The sequence below is a fragment of the Variovorax sp. P4_D9 genome (assembly GCF_056401695.1).
On the sequence record NZ_JBFUIU010000087.1, the window covers coordinates 1 to 18,718 of the forward strand.

Below are 18,718 nucleotides of genomic sequence, written 5' to 3' on the forward strand. Positions count from 1 at the left end.
CGGCCGCGGCTGCTGCTGCTCGACGAGCCCTCGCTCGGACTGTCGCCGCTGTTCACCAAGGAGATCTTCGCGATCGTGCAGCGCATCCGCAGCGAGACGAACACCGCGGTGCTGGTGGTCGAGCAGAACGCCGCCATCGCGCTGGCCACCGCCGACGACGGCTACATCGTCGAGCTAGGCCGCATCGTGGCGGCCGACAGCTGCGCGAAGCTGCGCGAACGCGACGACGTGCGCGACTTCTATCTCGGCGGAGCCGCCGGCCATCCGGCGGCCGGTGCCGTACGGCCCCAGCGGCGACGCGCCAGCTGGCGCTAACCGGTTCTGCCTCTCATCCCCTTCACTTCAGGAGACATCCCATGAGCCTTCGCCGTCGCACCCTGCTGAGTACCGGCCTGGTCGGCCTCGCACCTGCCTTCCTCACCGCGCCTGCGCGCGCCGCAGGAGTCGGCAGCAGCGAGATCGTGCTGGGCACCCACCTCGACCTGTCGGGACCGGCCGCCATCACGATGCCGCCGATCCGCAACGGTCTGCAGATGCGCGTCGACGAGGCCAACGAGGCCGGCGGCATCCACGGCCGCAAGCTGCGCTTCGTGATCGAGGACAACGCCAGCCAGCCGCCGCAGGCGGTGCGCGCGGTCGACAAGCTGATCCGGCGCGACGAGGTGTTCGCGATGCTCTGTCCGTTCGGCTCCGGCCCGGGCGTGGCGACGGTCAAGAAGACGGTCGATGCGGGCGTGATCTGCTTCGCGCCCTACGGCGCCGCGGCGCTGATCCGCAAGGCCTCGGGCGACTCGCCGCTGCTGTTCACGACCAACCTGCACTACGACACCACCACCGCGGCCGGCCTCAAGTGGACGATCGCCAAGCTCGGCAGCAAGAAGGTCGGCTTCATCTACCAGGAGGGCCCGTTCGGCGACCTGGTCGGCAAGGGCGTCAGGGAGGCGCTGGCGGCCAAGGGCATGACGCTGGCGGCCGAAGCCGGCTACAAGGTCGGCGACATCGACTTCTCGTCGCAGGTGGCGCGCATGAAGGCGGCGGGCGTCGACCTGATCGTCGGCGCCACCACCACGCGCGAAACCATCGCGGTGTCGGCCGAGGTGAAGAAGCTCGGCTGGACCGGCGTCAACGTGCTGACCGCGAGCCCGGGCCGCGCCGGCACCACGGTGAGCATCGGCAAGGCCTCGGTCGAGGGCCTCTACGGCGTCGGAGGCTGGCGCATCACGCCGGCGGCCGAGCAGGACGCCGCGCTCAAGCGCTGGTCGGACAGCTACCGCAAGCGCTTCAACATGGAGCCCGACGACGTCGCACTGATCTTCTACGACTATGCGTCCTGGTTCCTGCAGGGCGTCGAGGCCACCGGCAGGGAGCTGACGACCGACAGGCTCGTGAAGACGCTGCAGGCGTCGAGCTTCAAGGGCCAGTCCTCCTACGACACGCRGCGCTTCAAGGACAACCACGTCGATCCCGAGTGGTGCCGCGTCGAGCAGGTCGTCAACGGCCAGTGGACGTCGCGCTCGGAGATCATCGATCCGGCCAAGAGCAGCCTGTGAGCGCCGCGCTCACGCTGCCGCAGGCCTGGCTGGCGCGCTGCAATGCGCAGCCGGCGCAGGTCGCGATGCGGCACAAGCGGCGCGGCATCTGGCGGCCGGTCGCATGGGGCGAGTTCTTTGCCGCGGCGCGGGCCATCGGGCTGGCGCTCGACCGCCTCGGCCTGACGCCCGGCGAGGTCGTGACCGTGGTCTCGGAGAGCCGGCCCGAGTGGCTCTTCGTCGACATGGCCGCGCAGGCCATGGGCTTCGTGAGCCACGCGGTGTATCCGACATGTTCGGCGCGGCACATCGGCCGCCATCTAGCCTTGGCCGGCACGCGCGTCGCATTCGTCGAGGACACCGGGCAGGCGGCCAAGCTGCTGGCCTCTACCGAGCGGCTGCCGCGGCTGGCGCGGGTGGTGGTCTTCGAGGAGCGCGGACTGCGCGAAATCGACGATCCGCGCGTGATCGGCCTCGGCGCGTTCGTGGCGGCGAATGACGCGTCGGCCCATTCGTTGTTCGAGCAGCGCATTGCGGCCGGGCAGGGCAGCGACATCGGCTTTCTCGCCGGCACTGCCGGCAGCACCGGCGCGCCGCGCATCGCCGCCGTCACGCAGGTCACCGCGCTGCGGCAGGCGGCCGAGATGCGGGCGAGCCTCGGCGTCAAGGATGGCGATCGCGTGCTCTGCTTCGTTTCGCCGGCCAACGCGGCCGAGCGCCTGTTCGCCGCCGTGCTGCCGGTGCTGGGTGACTGCCTGGTTCATTTCCCCGAGAGCCCGGCCACCGTGGCCAACGACCTGCGTGAAGTCGAGCCGCACTGGGTGCATGCACCGCCGCGTTTCTGGGAGAAGCTGCAGGCGCGCACCGAAAGTGCGGCGCTTCGCAGCACGCCCCGTGCGCGGCGGCTCTACCGCCGCAGCATCGACGGCACGGCCGCGGGCTGGCTGCAGCGTGCCGCCCGACGGCAGGTGCGGCGCGCGCTCGGACTGGCCCGTGTGCGGCAGGTCTTCAGCGGCGGGGCGGCCGCGTCGGCCTCGCTCGCGCAGTGGTACCAGGGCATCGGCGTGCCGATGGTCGACCTGTATGAAAGCGCCGAGACCTGCGGCCCCTGCCTGCTGCTGCCGTCGACGGCCCGTGTCGCCCAGGACGGGGAACTGCAACTCATGCCGGCGGCGCTGATGGCGGGCTACTGGCGCGAAGGCGCGCTGCAGCCTGCGCCGCTCACGCACGATGGCTGGCTGCACACCGGCGACCTCGCGACCAAGGATGCGGCGGGTGGGTTGCGGGTGCTGGGGCGGCTGTCGGAATCCTTCGCCACGGCCTCGGGCACGCAGGTCGCGCCAGGCGCGGTGGAAGCCGCGCTCCAGGCCAGTGCCTTCATTGCCGGTGCCATGCTGGTCGGTGCGCAGCGCGGCCATTGCGCCTGCCTGGTGGCGCTCGAAGAGGAGAGCGTGCTGACCTATGCGCAGAGCCAGGGCATCCCGTTCACCGACTACGCAAATCTCGTGCTGAGGCCCGAGGTGCACGCGCTGGTGCAGGCCGAGATCGACCGGCTCAATGGCTCGCTCGCCGAGGGCCATCGGATCCGGGGCTTCGGCCTGCTGCCGCGCACGCTGTCGGCTCACGACGAGGAGATGACGCCGGCACTGCGCATCCAGCGCCGCATGGCCGAGCGCAGCTTCTCCGAGCAGATCGAGGCGCTTTACAGCGCCTGACGGAAATAGAGCCCGGGCCTCGCTCGCGACCGCTCTGGGCTTGCCGTGCCCGCGCGGATCAGGCCGGCTGCGCCTCGAGCATGCCGGCTAGCCGCGCAGTGATCAGGCCGTTCGCCTGGTCCATGATGCGGTCGATCAGCTGCTGGACCGTCGGCACGTCGTTGATCAGCCCGGCGACCATGCCGCAGCTCCAGGCGCCGGCGTCCATCTCACCTTCGATCATCACGCGCGGGTAGACCCCGGCGACCTGGTCGTAGACGTCGCCGATCTGCAGCGCCGCGCCCTTCTCGCGCTCGATCTCGAGGATGCGCTCGACGCCGGCGTTGTTCAGCACCCGCTCAGAGTTGCGCAGCGGACGCATGATCAGGCGCGTGTCGAGCTCGCTGGCCTTCACGATCGCCTGCTTGACGTTGTCGTGCACCGGTGCTTCCTGGGTCGCGATGAAGCGCGTTCCCATGTTCATGCCGTCGGCGCCGAGCGCCAATGCGGCCACCAGGCTGCGGCCATCGGCCATGCCGCCCGAGGCGACGAAAGGGATGCGCAGTTCTTCGGCGGCGCGCGGCAGCAGGACCATGTTGGGCAGGTCGTCCTCGCCCGGATGGCCGCCGCACTCGAAGCCGTCGACGCTGACCGCGTCGCAGCCAATCGCCTCGGCCTTGAGTGCATGCCGCACCGAGGTGCACTTGTGGATCACCTTGATGCCGGCCGCCTTGAGCGCCGGCATGTAGGCCTCGGGGCTGCGGCCCGCGGTCTCGACCACGCGGATGCCGCCTTCGGCGATCGCGGCGATGTACTCGGGGTAGGGCGGTGCCGAGAAGGTCGGCAGGAAGGTCAGGTTGACGCCGAAGGGCTTGTCGGTCATCTCGTGGCAGCGGGCGATCTCCTTCGCCAGCAGCTCGGGCGTCTTCTGCGTCAGCCCGGTGATGAGGCCGAGCCCGCCGGCGTTCGATACCGCCGCGGCCAGTTCGGCGAAGCCGACGTAGTGCATGCCGCCCTGGATGATCGGGTGCTGGATGCCGAAGAGTTCGGTGATGCGTGTCTTCATGTTGTTGTGTCGCTTGTCTCGTTGAAGGGTTGCGGAAAGCCGAAAGCCTACCAGCGCTCCATGTAGGGCCGCAGGTCGAGCTCGAAGGTCCAGGCGTCGCGCGGCTGCGCGTGCAGGTGCCAGTAGTTGTCGGCGATGTGCTCGGGATTCAGGATGCCTTCCTGCTCCTTCAGTGCATAGCGCTCGGGGAAGCTGGTGCGGATGAACTCGGTGTCGATCGCGCCGTCGACCACGACGTGCGCCACGTGGATGTTCTTCGGCCCGAGTTCGCGCGCCATGCTTTGCGCCAGCGCACGCAGCGCATGCTTGGCGCCTGCGAAGGCGGCGAAGTTGGCGGCGCCGCGCAGGCCGGCCGTGGCGCCCGTGAAGAGGATCGTGCCGCGCCCGCGTGTCACCATGCGCTTGGCCACTTCACGGCCGTTGAGGAAGCCGCCGAAGCAAGCCATCTCCCAGATCTTGAAGTACTTGCGCGCTGTTTCCTCGAGGATGCTGCAGGGCACGTTGGCGCCGATGTTGAACACCATGACCTCGATCGGCCCGTGCTCGCGCTCGACCTGCTCGACCAGCGCGATCACGTCCTCTTCCTTGCGGGCGTCGCTGCTGTAGCCGAAGGCCTGGCCGCCGGCGGCGCGAATCGCTTCGACGGTGGGCTGCAGCTTGTCGGCCGAGCGCCGCGTGAGGCAGGCGATGTAGCCCTCCCTGGCGAAGCGGGCCGCGATGGCACCGCCCGTTGCATCGCCGGCGCCGATCACCAGCGCGACTTTTCCTTGACCTTGCGACTCCGCCATGACTGTCTCCTTCGATTGATGAATGGTCATTTAGCTAAACGAACGTTAGCCAAAGGGACGATCGGTGTCAAGCGCGCTTGCGCGTCGACGATGCGCCTCAGGCTTTCTTGTGGCCCGGCGAGGTCGCGCAAGGGTGCTCGAGCGCGTAGGCCTTGTCGATGAATCGGCGGCTCGCGGCCAGCAGTTCCTTGCGCGTCTTTTCGCTCTCGACCGAGCGTGCCAGCACCACCGCGCCGACGCACTGGGCGATCAGGGCCCAGGCGCCGTCGGAGTCGCCGATGCGATCGCTCCAGTTCTTCTGCGTGCGCTTGAGGCTGGCCTCGACCGCCTTACGCACCTCGGGGCCGGCGCGCGCGATCTCGGGGCCCAGCGCASTCAGCGCGCAGCCCTTGTCGGGGTTGTCGACATGAAAGCTGCTGAGGTAGCCGCGCAGGCAGCGCGCCACGTGGTCGGCCGGTGAATCCTCGTTGCCGGCCAGCATGTCGGCGCTGTTGTCGACCTCTTCGCTGATCAGCGCCTCGAACAGCGCCTGCTTGGAGGGGAAGTGGCTGTAGAAGGCGCCGCCCGTCATGCCGATCGCGCCCATCAGCGCGTCGACGCCGGTGGCTTCGAAGCCGCCGCTCTTGGCGATCGCGCGGCTGCTGGCGAGCAGTTTCTCGCGGACTTCCTGTTTGTGGGTGCTGGAGTAACGCATCGGAGGCCTCGGGGGGAACCCTTGTTGACAATGAAAAAACAATAACATAACTTCCGTTCAGTTAACGAACGTTTATCAAAGGAGCAGCGATGGGCAAGACGGTGGTTTTTTATTTCGATGTGGGAAGTCCGGCTTCGTATCTCGCGTGGACCCAGCTGCCGTCGTTGTGCGCGGCGGCCGGCGCCGAGCTGGTCTACAAGCCGATGCTGCTGGGCGGCGTCTACCAGGCCACCGGCAACGCATCGCCCGGCGCCATTCCGGCCAAGGGCCGCTACACGGTGCGCGACTACGAGCGGCATGCGCGCAAGTACGGCGTGCCCTACCTCAACAACCCGCACTTCCCGATCATCACGCTGTTCCTGATGCGCGCCGTGACCGGCGTCCAGCTGCGCGAGCCGGAACGCCTGCAGGCTCTGCTGGCGGCGGTGTTCAAGGCGATGTGGATCGACGCGCTCGACCTCAACCAGCCGGCGCTGACCGCCAGCACGCTGGCGGAGGCCGGCTTCTCGCCGGAGGCCGTCCAGGCGCTGGCCGCCGACCCCGAGGTCAAGGCGACGCTAAAGGCGAACACCGACGAGGCCGTGGCCCGCGGCGTCTTCGGCGCGCCGACCAGCTTCGTCGGCGACGAGATGTTCTTCGGCCAGGACCGCATGGACATGATTCGCGAAGAACTCGCGCGCTGAGCCCATTTCGAACACACCCACAGGAGACACCATGGAGCAACGACGCTGGCACGCGGCCTACCCGTCCGGATTGGCCACCGAGATCGACATGCCGCCCGGCGAGACGCTGGCGGCCATGATCGAGCGCTCGATCGCGACCTTCGGCGATCGCACCGCGGTGACGGCGGGCACCGAATCGCTGAGCTATGCCGAGCTGGGCCGGCTGTCGAATCGGCTCGCAGCGCACTTTGCCAAGGCCGGCCTGCGCCAGGGCGACCGCGTTGCGCTGATGCTGCCCAACGGGCTCGCGTTTCCGATTGCTATGGCCGCGATCCTGCGCAGCGGATTGGTCGGCGTGCCGGTGAATCCGCTCTACACGCCGCGCGAGCTGGCCCATCAGCTCGCCGACGCAGGTGCGCGCTGCATCGTGCTGGCCGAAGCGCTGCGCGAGGCGCTCGAAGGCGTGATCCTCGAAGCGGGCGTCGAGCAGATCCTCACCGCGCCGGCGGCGGGCTTGCTGGCTGCGATCAAGGCCGAAGCCCGTGCGGCCGGCGATCTGAAGCAAAGCATGTCCCTGGCAGCCGCGATCGCCCAAGCCGGTGATCTGCCTGCGCCGCCCGTGCGGATTGCGCCGCGCGATGCGGCCTTCCTGCAGTACACGGGCGGCACCACCGGCCTGTCCAAGGGCGCGGTGTTAACGCATCGCAGCGTCGGGGCCGGCGTGCTGCAGTCGCTGAGCTGGATCCGGCTCGCGGTCGACACCCGCGAATGGTCGATGGTGGCRCCGCTGCCGCTCTATCACATCTACCCGCTGCAGATGTCGCTGATCACCTTCCAACTCGGCGGCGTGATGCGCCTGATCGCGAATCCGCGCGACCCGGGCGCGGTGGTCGCGGAGATGAAGCGCGCGCCGTTCCTGGTCTTCATCGGCGTCAACACGCTCTTCAATGCGCTGGTCAACGCGCCCGAGCTGTCGACGGTCGACTTCAGCGGCACCCGGTTGGTGATCGGCGCCGGCGCATCGATCCAGCAGGCGGTGTCGCAGCGCTGGCATGCGGCCGGCGGGCCGCCCATCACCGAGGCCTACGGGCTCACCGAGACCTCGCCCTCGGCGACCTTCAATGCGCCCGGGCGCAATGGCTCGATCGGCATCCCGGTGCCATCCACCGATGCCCGCGTGGTCGACGACGACGGCCGTCCGGTGGCCGACGGCACGCCGGGCGAACTGCTGCTGAAGGGCCCGCAGCTGTTCGCGGGCTACTGGAAGCGCGACGAGGAAACGCGCAAGGCGCTGACCGAGGACGGCTTCTTTCGCACCGGCGACGTGGTGGTGTCCGATGCGACCGGCGCCATGACCATCGTCGACCGCAAGAAGGACATGATCCTGGTGTCGGGCTTCAACGTCTATCCGAACGAGATCGAGGCAGTGGTCGCGATGCACGAGGGCGTGGTCGAGTGCGCCTGCATCGGCCAGCCCGATGCGCGCTCCGGCGAGGCGCCGCATCTGTTCGTGGTGCCGCGCAGCGAGTCGCTGACCGCCGGCGAGGTCGAGGCGCACTGCCGCGCCAACCTGGCCGGCTACAAGGTGCCGCGGCAGATCAGCTTCCTGCAGGCGCTGCCGAAGTCGACCGTCGGCAAGATCCTGCGCCGCGAGCTACGCCGGTCATGAGCGGCTACCTTGCCCCCGTGCGCGACCTGCGCTTCGTGCTGCACGAACTGCTCGACGTCTGCACGACCTTGCCCGCCGACGGCGACGATGCGCTCGACCGCGAAACGCTCGACCAGATCCTCGACGCTGCCGGCACCTTCGCGGCGGAAGTGATCGCACCGCTGAACGGCAGCGGCGACCGCGAGGGCTGCCGCATGCCGTTCGCCGGGGTCGTCACGACGCCGACCGGCTTCCGCGCCGCCTACACCCGCTTCAGGGACGGCGGCTGGACCGCGCTGGCCTGCGACCCGGCGCACGGCGGGCAGGGCATGCCCTCGGTGCTCAACAACGCGCTGTACGAAATCTTCTGCGGCGCCAACATGGGATGGGCCGCCTATCCGGGCATGTCGCATGCGGCCTACACCTGTCTCGCGAGCAATGGCGACGCGGCCCAGCAGGCCCTCTACCTGCCGCGCATCGCCTCGGGCGAATGGGCCGGCACGATGTGCCTGACCGAGCCGCACGCGGGCACCGACCTGGGCCTGCTGCGCACTCGCGCCGAGCCGCGCGGCGACGGCAGCTACGCCGTCACCGGAACCAAGATCTTCATCTCGGGCGGCGAGCAGGACCTGACCGACAACATCGTGCACCTGGTGCTGGCGCGTCTGCCCGACGCGCCGCCGGGCGTGAAGGGGATCTCGCTGTTCATCGTGCCGAAGTTCCTGCCCGATGCGGCGGGCGGCGTCGGCGAGCGCAATGCGCTGGCCTGCGGCTCGATCGAGCACAAGATGGGCATCCACGGCAACGCCACCTGCACGATGAACTTCGACGGCGCCACCGGCTGGCTGCTCGGCGAAGCCAACCGCGGCCTGGCGGCGATGTTCGTGATGATGAATCACGCGCGCATCGTCGTCGGCGTCAACGCGATCGGCCTGATGGAGGCGGCCTGCCAGAAGGCGCTGGTCTATGCCAGGGACCGGACGCAGGGCAGGGCGCCCGCGACCGCCGCGCGCATCGGGCCGGCCGACCCGATCCTCGCGCATGCCGACGTGCGGCGCATGCTGCTGACCCAGAAGGCGTACCTCGAGGGCGCACGCGCCTTCGCGCTGTGGGCCTCGCAACTGGCCGATGTCCAGCATCGCAGCGCGGACGACGGCGAGCGCGAGCGTGCGGCGACGATGCTGGCGCTGGCGACGCCGATCGTCAAGGCCTTCTCGAGCGACCTGGCGGTCGAATGCACGAGCATGGCGATGCAGGTCTTCGGCGGCCATGGCTTCATCACCGACAACTGCGTCGAGCAGCACTTGCGCGATGCCCGGATCATCCCGCTGTACGAAGGCGCCAACGGCATCCAGGCGATGGACCTGCTCGGCCGCAAGGTGCTGGCCGATGGCGGGGCCGGGCTCGGCCTGTTCTTCGATACGGTCGAGCAGTTTGCCCAGACGCAGGGCGATGGCCGGCGCGAGTTCGCCGAGCCCTTGAGTGACGCGGTGGCGCTGGCGCGCCGTGCGGCGCGCCAGCAGTTCGAGCGCGCCGGCACCGACGCCCACGCGGCCGGCGCCGCGGCCGTTCCCTTTCTGCGCTTGATGGGCCACGTGGCACTGGCCTGGATGTGGGCGCGCATGGCGGCCGTGGCGCTGGCGCGCCAGTCGCCGGGCGGCGATCCGATCTACCGGGCCAAGCTGGCGACCGCGCGCTTCTACTTCGAGCGATTGCTGCCCGAGACGCAATCGCTGAGCGCGGTGCTCGCCTCGGATGCGTCGGCGTGGACGAGCGGCGAACTCGACTGGCTTTGAGTCGAGGTGGCCGGCCCTATCCGTGCGCGTGCCACAGTGCCGCAAAGAAGTGGCAGGCACTCCCCGCCAGCACGAACAGGTGCCAGACGAAGTGCGCGAAGCGCACCTTGTTGTCGAACAGGAAGACCACCGCGCCGGCCGTGTAGGCGAGGCCTCCGGCCACCAGCCAGCCGAGGCCGGCCGCCGACATGCGCTCGTACAGGGGCACCGCGGCCGCCACCGCCATCCAGCCCATCGCCACGTACAGGCCGGTCGACCACCAGGGGTGCCGCAGGCGGTTGAAGAGCTTCGCGCCGACGCCCAGCACCGCGGCGCACCAGACGGCGCCGAACAGCGCCCAGCCGGCCGGCCCCCGCAGCACGCCGAGCAGGAAGGGCATGTAGCTGCCGGCGATGAACAGGTAGATGGCCGCGTGGTCCAGCCGGTTGAACCAGGCCTTGGCCCGGCCGAGCGGCAGCGCGTGGTAAAGGGTCGACACCAGGTACAGCAGGATCATCGTCCCGGCGAACAGGCTGGCGCCGACCACCGCGGCGGCGCTGCGCTGCTGCGAGGCGCTGTACACCAGGATCGGCAGCGAGGCGACGGCCAGCAGCAGGCCCAGGCCGTGGCTCAGGGCGTTCATGACTTCTTCGGCAACCGTCTGGACGCGATCGGCGGCAAGCATGTCGGGGTCCTCAGCTGGCCGGACCCTTGACCATGGCCATCGCCGACGTGATCAGGGTCGAGACTTCAGTCATGTTGCTCGGCACGATCAGCGTGGTCTTCGACTTCTCAGCCACCTTGCCGAAAGCCTGAAGCGCCTCCTCGGCCACCTTGAGTTGCACCGCCGACGCGCCGCCGGGCTTCTCGATGGCTTCGGCGATGCGAGAGATGGCGCCGGCGGTGGCTTCGGCCACAGCGCTGATCGCCGCCGCCTCGCCCTGCGCCTTGTTCACGACCGCCTGCTTCTCGCCCTCGGAGCGCGCGATGGCGGCTTCGCGCTCGCCGGTCGCGATGTTGATCTGCTCCTGGCGGCGCCCCTCGGAGGCGGCGATCAGGGCCCGCTTCTCGCGCTCGGCGGTGATCTGCGACTGCATCGCGTGCAGGATCTCGTTCGGCGGCGTCAGGTCCTTGATCTCGTAGCGCAGCACCTTAACGCCCCAGTTGAGCGCGGCCTCGTCGATCGCGGCCACCACTTGGGCGTTGATGATGTCGCGCTCCTCGAAGGTCTTGTCGAGCTCGAGCTTGCCGATCACGCTGCGCAGCGAGGTCTGGGCCAGCTGCGTGACGGCCACGATGTAGTTCGACGAGCCGTAGCTGGCGCGCATCGGATCGGTGACCTGGAAGTAGAGGATGCCGTCGACCGTGAGTTGCGTGTTGTCGCGCGTGATGCAGACCTGGCTCGGGACGTCGAGCGGCACTTCCTTGAGGCTGTGGCGATAGGTGACGCGGTCGATGAAGGGCACCAGGAAGTTGGCGCCGGGCAGCAGCGTGGCGTGGTACTTGCCCATGCGCTCGACCACCCAGGCGTGCTGCTGGGGGACGAACTTGACGGCGCGCGCCACGAACAGGATCGCGACGACGAGGAGAACGAGCGAGATTTCCATGAGTGCTTTCAGCTTTCAGTAAGGAGTGGCACCTGGGCGGCGCATCAGCCGATGGGTTCGACTATGAGGAAGTTGCCCTGGATGTCGACGATGCGATGCAGGCCGGGCGCCGTCGCGCCGTCGGTCGCCGGCTTCACCTGCCAGGTGACGCCGCGATAGCGGACCTCGGCCGTGCGGCCCGGTCCCCAGGCGGGGACGGTGACCTGCTCGCCGACGTCGATCTGCATGTCGGACATGGCCTTCGGATGGCGCGACGAGCGTAGGTACCAGCCGCCGACGAAGGCCACGCAGGCCACGGCGGCGCAGGCGATCTGCGCCGGCATGGCGGCGTCGAGGTGCGCGGCCAGCGCGCCGACCGCGAAGCCGATCGCCACCAGCAGCGCGTAGATGGTGCCGGTGACGAGTTCGAGTGCAACCAGCGCGAAGGTCATCAACCACCAGACGGTGGGTGCTGTCATGTCTATCCTTTCACAGCAAGGGCGAATTGCTGCGAGGATAGCCCGTCGCTCGCTTCTCGCCTGCCGGGCAAGGACATACGGAGCGCGGGCGAGACGCTTCCGGAAGCGATCTCGGCCCGTTCACCGCGCTGCGTCGTGGGTCGCGTGCTGCCAGACCCGTGCGTGGCTGCGCTACACTCCGCGCCGCTTGCAGCTTGCGTCGCAGGCTGCGCCGCCATAGGCAACATGGCGAAAAACCATCCATAGGAAATTTGAAGTGAACCGTATCGAACTGGTCGAGAAGATCGCCACCACGCACATTGTCAGCAAGGCCGAAGCCGCACGCATCCTGGAAACCATCACCGGCTCCATCGTCGCTGCAGTGAAGAAGGGCGACCCCGTCCAGCTGATCGGCTTCGGCACCTTCAAGCAAGTGGCACGCGCTGCCCGCACCGGCTTCAACCCGCAAGCTGGCGCAGCGATCAAGATCGCCGCCCAGAAGGTGCCGAAGTTCGTGCCGGGCGCAGCGTTCAAGGCCGCCGTCGACCCCAAGGCCGCCAAGCGCAAGGCCGACAAGGCTGCCGCGAAGCCGGTGGCCAAGCAGGCTGCTGCACCGGCCAAGAAGGCGCGCAAGTAAGCTTGTCGTCTTCAACGAAAAACGGCCCCTCGGGGCCGTTTTTTGTTGTCGCGCTCGAGGCCGGTCCGCCTAGAAATCCTCGCGTCCCAGATAGACGGCGCGGGTCGGGTTCTCGCGGTAGCGTGCGGTCGCCAGGGCATCGATCGAGTCGGCGTTGCGGGCGTAGGCCTGCACCAGGTCCGCGTCGCGACCCTCGGGCGCGTGGAAGCGGGAATGCAGGGCCTCTTCGTCGATGCGCGCGATGATGCGGGCACCGTCGTAGCCGTCGGGGTAGATGGCGAATTGGACGCTGCCAGTCGCCGGATGGAAGATCGCTTCTGAAGCCATGATCGCGGACTGCCTGTAACTGATTGAGGCAGTATCGCCGCTTCATATGACAGCGATACAAGCCTGATGGCTTAGGCTCATAGCAAGATGCGGACCACTTTCACGGCGCAGTCACGAATTTTGAAGCCGGGAGCTTGCCGGCCACCTCCTGAACTTCCTGGCCAGCCGAGGGTCACACCGCCCTTTTGCCTTGCGATTCTCTCCATGCCCCTTCTTGCCTTGATCCGTGCCTCCACCGCCATCGCCTTGCTGCTGGCGGCGGGTACCTCGTTCGCGCAGGCGCTTCCCGCCGGGGTGCGGCTCGGCATGTCGGCCGACGAACTGCAGGCGGCGCTGCCCGGCGTCGAGCACGTCCCGCGGCCCCAGCGTCTGGCCGGCGGCCTCGCCGGGAACTGGCGTGCCGGACCGACCCGGATGGCGGGATTGAGCTTCGATCCGGTGTTCTTCTTTGCCGGCGACCAGTTGCGGCGCGTGGAATGGGTTGCGGCGGCCGGCTCGGAGCCCGACCTGGGCGCGGCCGCCTTCGCCGAGATCGTGGCTTGGGGCCGGCGCAGCTTCGGCCCGGAACTGGGCTCGAACGACCCGGGCAGCGCCTCTGCGGCCTGGGTCCAGGGCGATTGCGACATCTATGCCCAGCGTGTCGGCGACCCGCGCCACGCCAGCGTGCGACTGGTCTACAAGGCGCGCCAGCTGAAGGACGCGAGCGAACTCTGAAGCGCGAAGTCTCAGGCTTCGACCAGCATGCCGCGATCTTCGATGAACGACACCACTTCGGCCAGGCCGCTGCGGGTCTTGAGGTTGGTCATCACGAAGGGCCGCTGCTTGCGCATGCGTTTCGTGTCGGCTTCCATCACGCCGAGGTCCGCACCGACATAGGGCGCGAGGTCGGTCTTGTTGATGACGAACAGGTCGCTCTTGGTGATGCCGGGGCCGCCCTTGCGCGGGATCTTCTCTCCGGCTGCGACATCGATCACGTAGATCGTCAAGTCGGACAGCTCGGGGCTGAAGGTGGCTGCCAGGTTGTCGCCGCCGGATTCGACGAAGACCACGTCGGCGTCCGGGAACTGGGCCAGCATTCGGTCGATGGCCTCGAGGTTGATCGAGGCGTCCTCGCGGATCGCGGTGTGCGGGCAGCCGCCGGTCTCCACGCCCATGATGCGCTCGGCCGGCAGCGCGCCGGCGACCGTCAAAAGGCGCTGGTCTTCCTTGGTGTAGATGTCGTTGGTGATCGCGATCAGGTCGTATTTGTCGCGCATCGCCTTGCAGAGCATCTCGAGCAGCGTGGTCTTGCCGGAGCCGACCGGGCCGCCGATGCCGACCCGCAGCGGCGGCAGCTTCTTGGTGCGGTGGGGGATGTGGTGGAGGGCGGAGGACATAAGGGGCCTTAGCTTCTGAAGAGGCGCGAGTACTGGGTTTCGTGGCGGGCCGACAGCACGGCAAGCATCGGCGAAAAGGCCTGCCGCTCGTCATCCGCAAGTGTGATCGCTTGGTCGACCGCCGTGGGGATTTCCGTAGCCAGCCGGCCGAGAATGCGCTGCCCGGCGCTCTGGCCCAGCGGCACCGCCTTGACCGCCGCGCCGATCATGTTCTCGGCCCAGCCGAAGGCGAAGGCCAGGCAGGCATCGCGCGCGGGGGCCTCGGTGCGGCTGGCGGCGAAGGCGAAGGCGACCGGGTAGCTGACGGGCAGCGTTTCGAAGATGCTCGCGACGTCGGCGTGATGCAGCTTGAGCCATTCGACGAAGGAGCGGCCCATCTGCTCGGTCTGGAGCAGGAATTCGGCCGATTCGCGGGTCTGGAAGACCCAGTCGTTGAGCGCTCGGATGCGCGCTGCGTCCGACTGCCGCCAGGCCGGCACCGCCTGCGCCACGACGGCGAGATCGGCGCGTGCGAGGGCCAGGTGCAGCTGGTCGGCCAGCCAGTCCGAGACGGCCTGCTCGGTCGTGATGCCGGCCCCGTCGATCGCCGCCTCGAGGCCTTCGGAGTAGGAGAAGCCGCCCACCGGCAGCGCCGGCGAGGCCAGCCAGATCAGCTGCAGCAGGCTGCTGGCGGGCAGGGCGGCCGGCGCGGGGTCCATCAGTGCGAGTGACCGTGGTCGTGGTCGTGGGCGTGGGCGTCGTGCGCATGCGAGCCGGCATAGGCATCCGGATGCAGCACCGGGCCGACCGGGGCGGCGCCGTGCGAATGCGCTCTGTGCCCATGACCGCCGCCCTGCGCACCGTAGGCGCCGCCCTCGGGCTCGAAGGCTTCCTCGGCCTCGCGCACGATCAGGTGCATCGAACGCAGCATGCCGGCCAGCACGTGGTCGGGCTCGATCTTCAGGTGGTCGGGCTTGAGCTCGATTGGCACGTGGCGGTTGCCCAGGTGGTAGGCGGCGCGCGTCAGGTCGAAGGGCGTGCCGTGCTCGCTGCAGTGGGTGATGATCAGCACCGACTGCGGCGCGGCGATGACCTTGATCAGCGAGCCGTCCTCGGCCACCAGCACGTCGCCGCCGCGCACCGCGGTRCCGCGCGGCAGGAACACGCCGATCTGGCGTCCTTGCGAATCGGTGGTGTCGAAGCGGCTCTTCTGGCGCACGTCCCAGTCGAGTTCGACCGTGACGGCGCGCTTGAGCAGGACGGCCGCGAGGCCGCCGCCCTGGGGCATGAGTTTGTTGGCGGTGAGCATTTGGTCTTGCGGTACTTGATGGCGAAGCGTTAATATAACGCTTGTTATAACTCCGAATCAATGGAGCATTCGATGTCCGCGCTCAAACTCACCCAGATCGGCAATTCGGTGGGGGTCATTCTGCCCAAAGAAATATTGGCGAAGATGAATCTGGAGAAAGGTGACACGGTCTACTTGACGGAGGCCGCGAATGGCGGATTCAAGCTCTCGCCGTATGACGATGAGTTCGAACGCCAAATGGAAGCCGCGCGCCGGATCATGAAGAAACGGCGCAATGTTCTGCGCGAACTCGCCAAGTGAAAGCCGCCAACCAGCAATGGGTCTGGCTCAGCGTCGACATGATCCATGCCGCACACGAGGAGCAACTGGTCGAACATGGAGGCCCCGGCGGCGTACGTGACGAAGGATTGCTTGCTTCTGCGATGGCCCGTCCGCAGCACCGGGCGTTGTATGAGTCTCCTGACGCTGCAACCCTCGCGGCGAGCTACGCATTCGGCATCGCGCGCAACCATCCGTTCGTTGATGGCAACAAGAGGACGGCATTCGTTGCCTTGGAGGTCTTTCTGGACCTCAATGGGCTCGAGCTCAATGCCACCGATGAGGATTGCGTTCTCGCGACGCTCGGGCTCGCGGCGGGCCAGTTCGACGAAGCGGCGCTTGCCGAGTGGATTCGCGACCCCCTCGCGACTCGGCGCGCCTGACATTCAGAACAGAAAATACCGCTGCGTCATCGGCAGCGACACCGCCGGATCGCACACCAGCAGCTGCCCGTCGGCGCGCACCGCGTAGGTCTGGTGGTCGATCTCCATCGTCGGCGTGTAGGCGTTGTGCACCATGTGCTGCTTGCGCACGCCGCGGATGTTCTTTACCGCACTCAGCGTCTTGGCCAGGCCGTAGCGCTCGCCGATGCCCGCCGACAGGCCGGCCTGCGACACGAAGGTCAGCGAGCTCTTGGCAAGCGAGCCACCGTAGGCACCGAACATCGGCCGGTAGTGCACGGGCTGCGGCGTCGGGATCGATGCGTTGGGGTCGCCCATCGCGGCCATCGCGATCGTGCCGCCCTTGATGATCGTGAACGGCTTGACGCCAAAGAAGGCCGGTTTCCAGACCACCAGGTCGGCCCACTTGCCGACCTCGATGCTGCCGACCTCGTGCGCGATGCCGTGCGCGAGCGCGGGGTTGATCGTGTACTTGGCGACATAGCGCTTGGCGCGGAAGTTGTCGTTGCGCGCGTCGTCCTCGGGCAGCTTGCCGCGCTGGGCCTTCATCTTGTGCGCGGTCTGCCAGCAGCGGATCACGATCTCGCCGACCCGGCCCATGGCCTGGCTATCGGAGCTGAACATGCTGATCGCGCCGAGGTCGTGCAGGATGTCCTCGGCCGCGATGGTCTCCTTGCGGATCCGGCTCTCGGCGAAGGCCAGGTCCTCGGGGATACCGGCGTCGAGGTGGTGGCAGACCATCAGCATGTCGACGTGCTCGTCGAGCGTGTTCACGGTATAGGGCATTGTCGGATTGGTCGACGAGGGCAGGAAGTTGGCTTCGCCCACCACCCGCAGGATGTCCGGCGCATGGCCGCCGCCGGCACCTTCGGTGTGGAAGGCGCAGATCGCCCGGCCCTTCACGGCCGCGATGGTGTTCTCCACGAAGCCCGACTCGTTGAGCGTGTCGCTGTGGATCGCCACCTGCGTGTCGGTGGCGTCGGCCACGTCCAGGCAGTTGCTGATCGCCGACGGCGTGGTGCCCCAGTCCTCGTGCAGCTTGAGGCCGATCACGCCGGCGTCGATCTGCTCGTGCAGCGCGGCTGGCAGGCTGGCGTTGCCCTTGCCGAGGAAACCGAGGTTCATCGGAAACGCGTCGGCGGCCTGCTGCATGCGCTCGATATGCCAGGGGCCGGGCGTCGCGGTGGTCGCGAAGGTGCCGGTCGCGGGGCCGGTGCCGCCGCCCAGCATGGTGGTCACGCCGGACGCCAGCGCCTCCTCGATCTGCTGCGGGCAGATGAAGTGAATGTGGCTGTCGATGCCGCCCGCGGTGACGATGTTGCCCTCGCAGCTGATCACCTCGGTGCCGGCGCCGATCACGATGTCGACGCCCGGCTGTACGTCGGGATTGCCGGCCTTGCCGATGGCGATGATGCGGCCGCCCTTCAAGCCGATGTCGGCCTTCACGATGCCCCAGTGGTCGAGGATCAGCGCGTTGGTCATCACGGTGTCGACCGTGCCTTCGGTGCGCGTGAGCTGGCCTTGCGCCATGCCGTCGCGAATAGTCTTGCCGCCGCCGAATTTCACTTCCTCGCCGTAGCCGCCGGCATGCAGCGTGTAGTCCTCCTCGACCTCGATCACCAGGTCGGTGTCGGCGAGGCGGATGCGGTCGCCCACCGTGGGGCCGAAGATTTCTGCGTAGGCGCGTCGCCCGATCGTTGCCATCTAGAGCTTTCCTTGAACCAGGCCGCGGAAGCCGTAGATCACGCGGTCACCCGAAAAGTCGACCAGCTCGACCGTGCGCTGCTGGCCGGGCTCGAAGCGCACCGCGGTGCCCGAGGCAATGTTCAGCCGCATGCCGCGCGCGGCCTCGCGGTCGAAGCCCAGTGCGCCGTTGGTCTCGGCGAAGTGGTAGTGCGAGCCGACCTGGATCGGCCGATCGGCGGTGTTCTGCACCACCAGCGTGATGGCGCGGCGGCCGGCGTTGAGGACATGCTCGCCCTCGTCGGTGATGAGTTCGCCGGGAATCATTGGACGCCGCCTCAGGCCAGCGCGCCGCCGAGCAGCGCGACGCCGAACAGCGCCACCGCGGCGCCCGCGATGCGCGGCAGCCAGCGATGGCCGTGGCGGAGCGACCAGCCGGCCGCGATGCCGGCCGCAGTCAGCGCAATGGTGGCTGCGAGCATGCCGGTCAGGGTCAGCGCGGCAGCCGATTCGCCCTGCAGCTCCTGGCTGTGCGCGACCCCATGGAAGACCGCGAAGACGCCGACCAGCGCGGCCGCCGCCAGCGCGGGCAGGCGTCGGCGTGTCGCGACCAGCAGGCCCAGCACCAGCAGCGAGGCCGCGATTATCGGCTCGACCGCCGGCAGCTGCAGCCCGGCCAAGCCGGCCAGTGCACCCGCCAGCAGCATCAGCGAAAAGCCCAGCGGCGCCCCCAGCAGGTCGGGCCAGGCGCGGCGCGCGGCCAGCGCGCTCCAGAGGCCGACCGCCAC

22 protein-coding genes and 1 pseudogene are annotated in these 18,718 nt (G+C 68.4%); 10 read left to right on the plus strand and 13 right to left on the minus strand.

Annotation, left to right across the window (positions count from 1 at the left end; translation table 11 throughout):
• From AC1DY5_RS12365 to AC1DY5_RS12375, 3 genes and pseudogenes are all read left to right on the plus strand, one after another.
• Positions 1-315, plus strand: a pseudogene (locus AC1DY5_RS12365) (ABC transporter ATP-binding protein); the annotation flags it as partial.
• Positions 316-356: 41 nt separating this feature from the next.
• Positions 357-1,550 (plus strand): ABC transporter substrate-binding protein, encoded by a 1,194-nt coding sequence (locus AC1DY5_RS12370; RefSeq protein WP_478111632.1) that lies wholly within the window; start codon positions 357-359, stop codon positions 1,548-1,550.
• Complete coding sequence (locus AC1DY5_RS12375) at positions 1,547-3,244, plus strand: AMP-dependent synthetase/ligase (RefSeq protein ID WP_478111634.1); 1,698 nt, start codon at positions 1,547-1,549, stop codon at positions 3,242-3,244. The genes AC1DY5_RS12370 and AC1DY5_RS12375 overlap by 4 nt, the downstream gene beginning before the upstream one ends.
• Before the next feature lie 58 nt (positions 3,245-3,302).
• Here AC1DY5_RS12375 and AC1DY5_RS12380 read toward each other — a convergent pair whose 3' ends face one another.
• The 3 genes from AC1DY5_RS12380 to AC1DY5_RS12390 all read right to left on the minus strand — a co-directional run bounded on the left by AC1DY5_RS12380 (position 3,303) and on the right by AC1DY5_RS12390 (position 5,771).
• Entirely contained in the window at positions 3,303-4,289 is a 987-nt protein-coding gene (locus AC1DY5_RS12380) for an NAD(P)H-dependent flavin oxidoreductase (RefSeq protein WP_478111636.1), read from the minus strand.
• 47 nt (positions 4,290-4,336) lie between these two features.
• Positions 4,337-5,077, minus strand: coding sequence for an SDR family oxidoreductase (locus tag AC1DY5_RS12385; protein ID WP_478111637.1), 741 nt, complete (start codon positions 5,075-5,077; stop codon positions 4,337-4,339).
• Positions 5,078-5,174: 97 nt separating this feature from the next.
• Positions 5,175-5,771 carry a TetR/AcrR family transcriptional regulator gene (locus AC1DY5_RS12390; RefSeq protein ID WP_478111639.1) on the minus strand — a complete coding sequence of 199 codons (597 nt, stop codon included), beginning with the start codon at positions 5,769-5,771 and terminating at the stop codon, positions 5,175-5,177.
• An 89-nt stretch (positions 5,772-5,860) separates the two neighbouring features.
• Between AC1DY5_RS12390 and AC1DY5_RS12395 the strand changes: the two genes are divergently transcribed.
• Genes AC1DY5_RS12395 through AC1DY5_RS12405 form a run of 3 tightly spaced genes read left to right on the plus strand, consistent with a single transcriptional unit; the run spans position 5,861 to position 9,877 of the window.
• Complete coding sequence (locus AC1DY5_RS12395) at positions 5,861-6,454, plus strand: 2-hydroxychromene-2-carboxylate isomerase (RefSeq protein ID WP_478111641.1); 594 nt, start codon at positions 5,861-5,863, stop codon at positions 6,452-6,454.
• Between the two features lie 31 nt (positions 6,455-6,485).
• Positions 6,486-8,102, plus strand: coding sequence for an AMP-binding protein (locus AC1DY5_RS12400; RefSeq protein ID WP_478111643.1), 1,617 nt, complete (start codon positions 6,486-6,488; stop codon positions 8,100-8,102).
• Entirely contained in the window at positions 8,099-9,877 is a 1,779-nt protein-coding gene (locus AC1DY5_RS12405; protein WP_478111645.1) for an acyl-CoA dehydrogenase, read from the plus strand. The genes AC1DY5_RS12400 and AC1DY5_RS12405 overlap by 4 nt, the downstream gene beginning before the upstream one ends.
• Positions 9,878-9,893: 16 nt before the next feature.
• Here AC1DY5_RS12405 and trhA read toward each other — a convergent pair whose 3' ends face one another.
• From trhA to AC1DY5_RS12420, 3 genes are read right to left on the minus strand one after another with little or no spacing between them, the layout of a single operon-like run.
• The gene (trhA, locus tag AC1DY5_RS12410; protein WP_478111647.1) at positions 9,894-10,541 is read right to left on the minus strand and encodes a PAQR family membrane homeostasis protein TrhA; all 648 of its coding nucleotides are present in this window, start codon (positions 10,539-10,541) and stop codon (positions 9,894-9,896) included.
• 10 nt (positions 10,542-10,551) lie between these two features.
• Positions 10,552-11,463, minus strand: coding sequence for an SPFH domain-containing protein (locus tag AC1DY5_RS12415; protein WP_478111649.1), 912 nt, complete (start codon positions 11,461-11,463; stop codon positions 10,552-10,554).
• 44 nt (positions 11,464-11,507) lie between these two features.
• A complete protein-coding gene (locus AC1DY5_RS12420; protein ID WP_478111650.1) occupies positions 11,508-11,921 on the minus strand; it encodes an NfeD family protein in 414 nt (137 codons plus the stop codon).
• Between the two features lie 238 nt (positions 11,922-12,159).
• On the opposite strand from AC1DY5_RS12420, the gene AC1DY5_RS12425 reads away from it, so the two are divergent.
• Positions 12,160-12,537 carry an HU family DNA-binding protein gene (locus AC1DY5_RS12425; RefSeq protein WP_478111669.1) on the plus strand — a complete coding sequence of 126 codons (378 nt, stop codon included), beginning with the start codon at positions 12,160-12,162 and terminating at the stop codon, positions 12,535-12,537.
• 69 nt (positions 12,538-12,606) lie between these two features.
• Here the strand turns inward: AC1DY5_RS12425 and AC1DY5_RS12430 are convergent, their stop codons facing one another.
• Complete coding sequence (locus tag AC1DY5_RS12430; protein WP_478111652.1) at positions 12,607-12,864, minus strand: hypothetical protein; 258 nt, start codon at positions 12,862-12,864, stop codon at positions 12,607-12,609.
• A gap of 204 nt (positions 12,865-13,068) precedes the next feature.
• Between AC1DY5_RS12430 and AC1DY5_RS12435 the strand changes: the two genes are divergently transcribed.
• Positions 13,069-13,578 (plus strand): hypothetical protein, encoded by a 510-nt coding sequence (locus AC1DY5_RS12435; protein WP_478111654.1) that lies wholly within the window; start codon positions 13,069-13,071, stop codon positions 13,576-13,578.
• Positions 13,579-13,589: 11 nt separating this feature from the next.
• On the opposite strand, the gene ureG is transcribed toward AC1DY5_RS12435, so the two are convergent.
• From ureG to ureE, 3 genes are read right to left on the minus strand one after another with little or no spacing between them, the layout of a single operon-like run.
• Complete coding sequence (ureG, locus tag AC1DY5_RS12440; RefSeq protein ID WP_478111655.1) at positions 13,590-14,240, minus strand: urease accessory protein UreG; 651 nt, start codon at positions 14,238-14,240, stop codon at positions 13,590-13,592.
• A gap of 8 nt (positions 14,241-14,248) precedes the next feature.
• Positions 14,249-14,938 (minus strand): urease accessory protein UreF, encoded by a 690-nt coding sequence (locus AC1DY5_RS12445; RefSeq protein WP_478111657.1) that lies wholly within the window; start codon positions 14,936-14,938, stop codon positions 14,249-14,251.
• Positions 14,938-15,528 (minus strand): urease accessory protein UreE, encoded by a 591-nt coding sequence (gene ureE, locus AC1DY5_RS12450; protein WP_478111659.1) that lies wholly within the window; start codon positions 15,526-15,528, stop codon positions 14,938-14,940. The genes AC1DY5_RS12445 and ureE overlap by 1 nt, the downstream gene beginning before the upstream one ends.
• Positions 15,529-15,600: 72 nt before the next feature.
• Between ureE and AC1DY5_RS12455 the strand changes: the two genes are divergently transcribed.
• Positions 15,601-15,828, plus strand: a complete 228-nt coding sequence (locus AC1DY5_RS12455; RefSeq protein ID WP_478111661.1) for an AbrB/MazE/SpoVT family DNA-binding domain-containing protein — start codon at positions 15,601-15,603, stop codon at positions 15,826-15,828.
• Positions 15,825-16,229 (plus strand): type II toxin-antitoxin system death-on-curing family toxin, encoded by a 405-nt coding sequence (locus AC1DY5_RS12460; RefSeq protein WP_478111663.1) that lies wholly within the window; start codon positions 15,825-15,827, stop codon positions 16,227-16,229. The genes AC1DY5_RS12455 and AC1DY5_RS12460 overlap by 4 nt, the downstream gene beginning before the upstream one ends.
• Before the next feature lie 3 nt (positions 16,230-16,232).
• On the opposite strand, the gene ureC is transcribed toward AC1DY5_RS12460, so the two are convergent.
• The 3 genes from ureC to AC1DY5_RS12475 form a co-directional block, all read right to left on the minus strand.
• Positions 16,233-17,951, minus strand: a complete 1,719-nt coding sequence (gene ureC, locus AC1DY5_RS12465; protein WP_478111664.1) for an urease subunit alpha — start codon at positions 17,949-17,951, stop codon at positions 16,233-16,235.
• Entirely contained in the window at positions 17,952-18,257 is a 306-nt protein-coding gene (locus AC1DY5_RS12470; protein ID WP_478111666.1) for an urease subunit beta, read from the minus strand.
• Positions 18,258-18,268: 11 nt separating this feature from the next.
• The coding region (locus AC1DY5_RS12475; RefSeq protein WP_478111667.1) for a HupE/UreJ family protein at positions 18,269-18,718 on the minus strand (450 nt) is incomplete at its 5' end.

Excerpts from the sequence above, each read along its gene's own strand:
- AC1DY5_RS12380 (WP_478111636.1), bottom strand. The coding sequence starts at position 4,289 with ATGAAGACACGCATCACCGAACTCTTCGGCATCCAGCACCCGATCATC.
- AC1DY5_RS12385 (WP_478111637.1), bottom strand. The coding sequence starts at position 5,077 with ATGGCGGAGTCGCAAGGTCAAGGAAAAGTCGCGCTGGTGATCGGCGCC.
- AC1DY5_RS12395 (WP_478111641.1), top strand. The coding sequence starts at position 5,861 with ATGGGCAAGACGGTGGTTTTTTATTTCGATGTGGGAAGTCCGGCTTCG.
- AC1DY5_RS12405 (WP_478111645.1), top strand. The coding sequence starts at position 8,099 with ATGAGCGGCTACCTTGCCCCCGTGCGCGACCTGCGCTTCGTGCTGCAC.
- trhA (WP_478111647.1), bottom strand. The coding sequence starts at position 10,541 with ATGCTTGCCGCCGATCGCGTCCAGACGGTTGCCGAAGAAGTCATGAAC.
- AC1DY5_RS12415 (WP_478111649.1), bottom strand. The coding sequence starts at position 11,463 with ATGGAAATCTCGCTCGTTCTCCTCGTCGTCGCGATCCTGTTCGTGGCG.
- AC1DY5_RS12420 (WP_478111650.1), bottom strand. The coding sequence starts at position 11,921 with ATGACAGCACCCACCGTCTGGTGGTTGATGACCTTCGCGCTGGTTGCA.
- AC1DY5_RS12430 (WP_478111652.1), bottom strand. The coding sequence starts at position 12,864 with ATGGCTTCAGAAGCGATCTTCCATCCGGCGACTGGCAGCGTCCAATTC.
- AC1DY5_RS12435 (WP_478111654.1), top strand. The coding sequence starts at position 13,069 with ATGCCCCTTCTTGCCTTGATCCGTGCCTCCACCGCCATCGCCTTGCTG.
- ureG (WP_478111655.1), bottom strand. The coding sequence starts at position 14,240 with ATGTCCTCCGCCCTCCACCACATCCCCCACCGCACCAAGAAGCTGCCG.
- AC1DY5_RS12445 (WP_478111657.1), bottom strand. The coding sequence starts at position 14,938 with ATGGACCCCGCGCCGGCCGCCCTGCCCGCCAGCAGCCTGCTGCAGCTG.
- AC1DY5_RS12455 (WP_478111661.1), top strand. The coding sequence starts at position 15,601 with ATGTCCGCGCTCAAACTCACCCAGATCGGCAATTCGGTGGGGGTCATT.
- ureC (WP_478111664.1), bottom strand. The coding sequence starts at position 17,951 with ATGGCAACGATCGGGCGACGCGCCTACGCAGAAATCTTCGGCCCCACG.
- AC1DY5_RS12470 (WP_478111666.1), bottom strand. The coding sequence starts at position 18,257 with ATGATTCCCGGCGAACTCATCACCGACGAGGGCGAGCATGTCCTCAAC.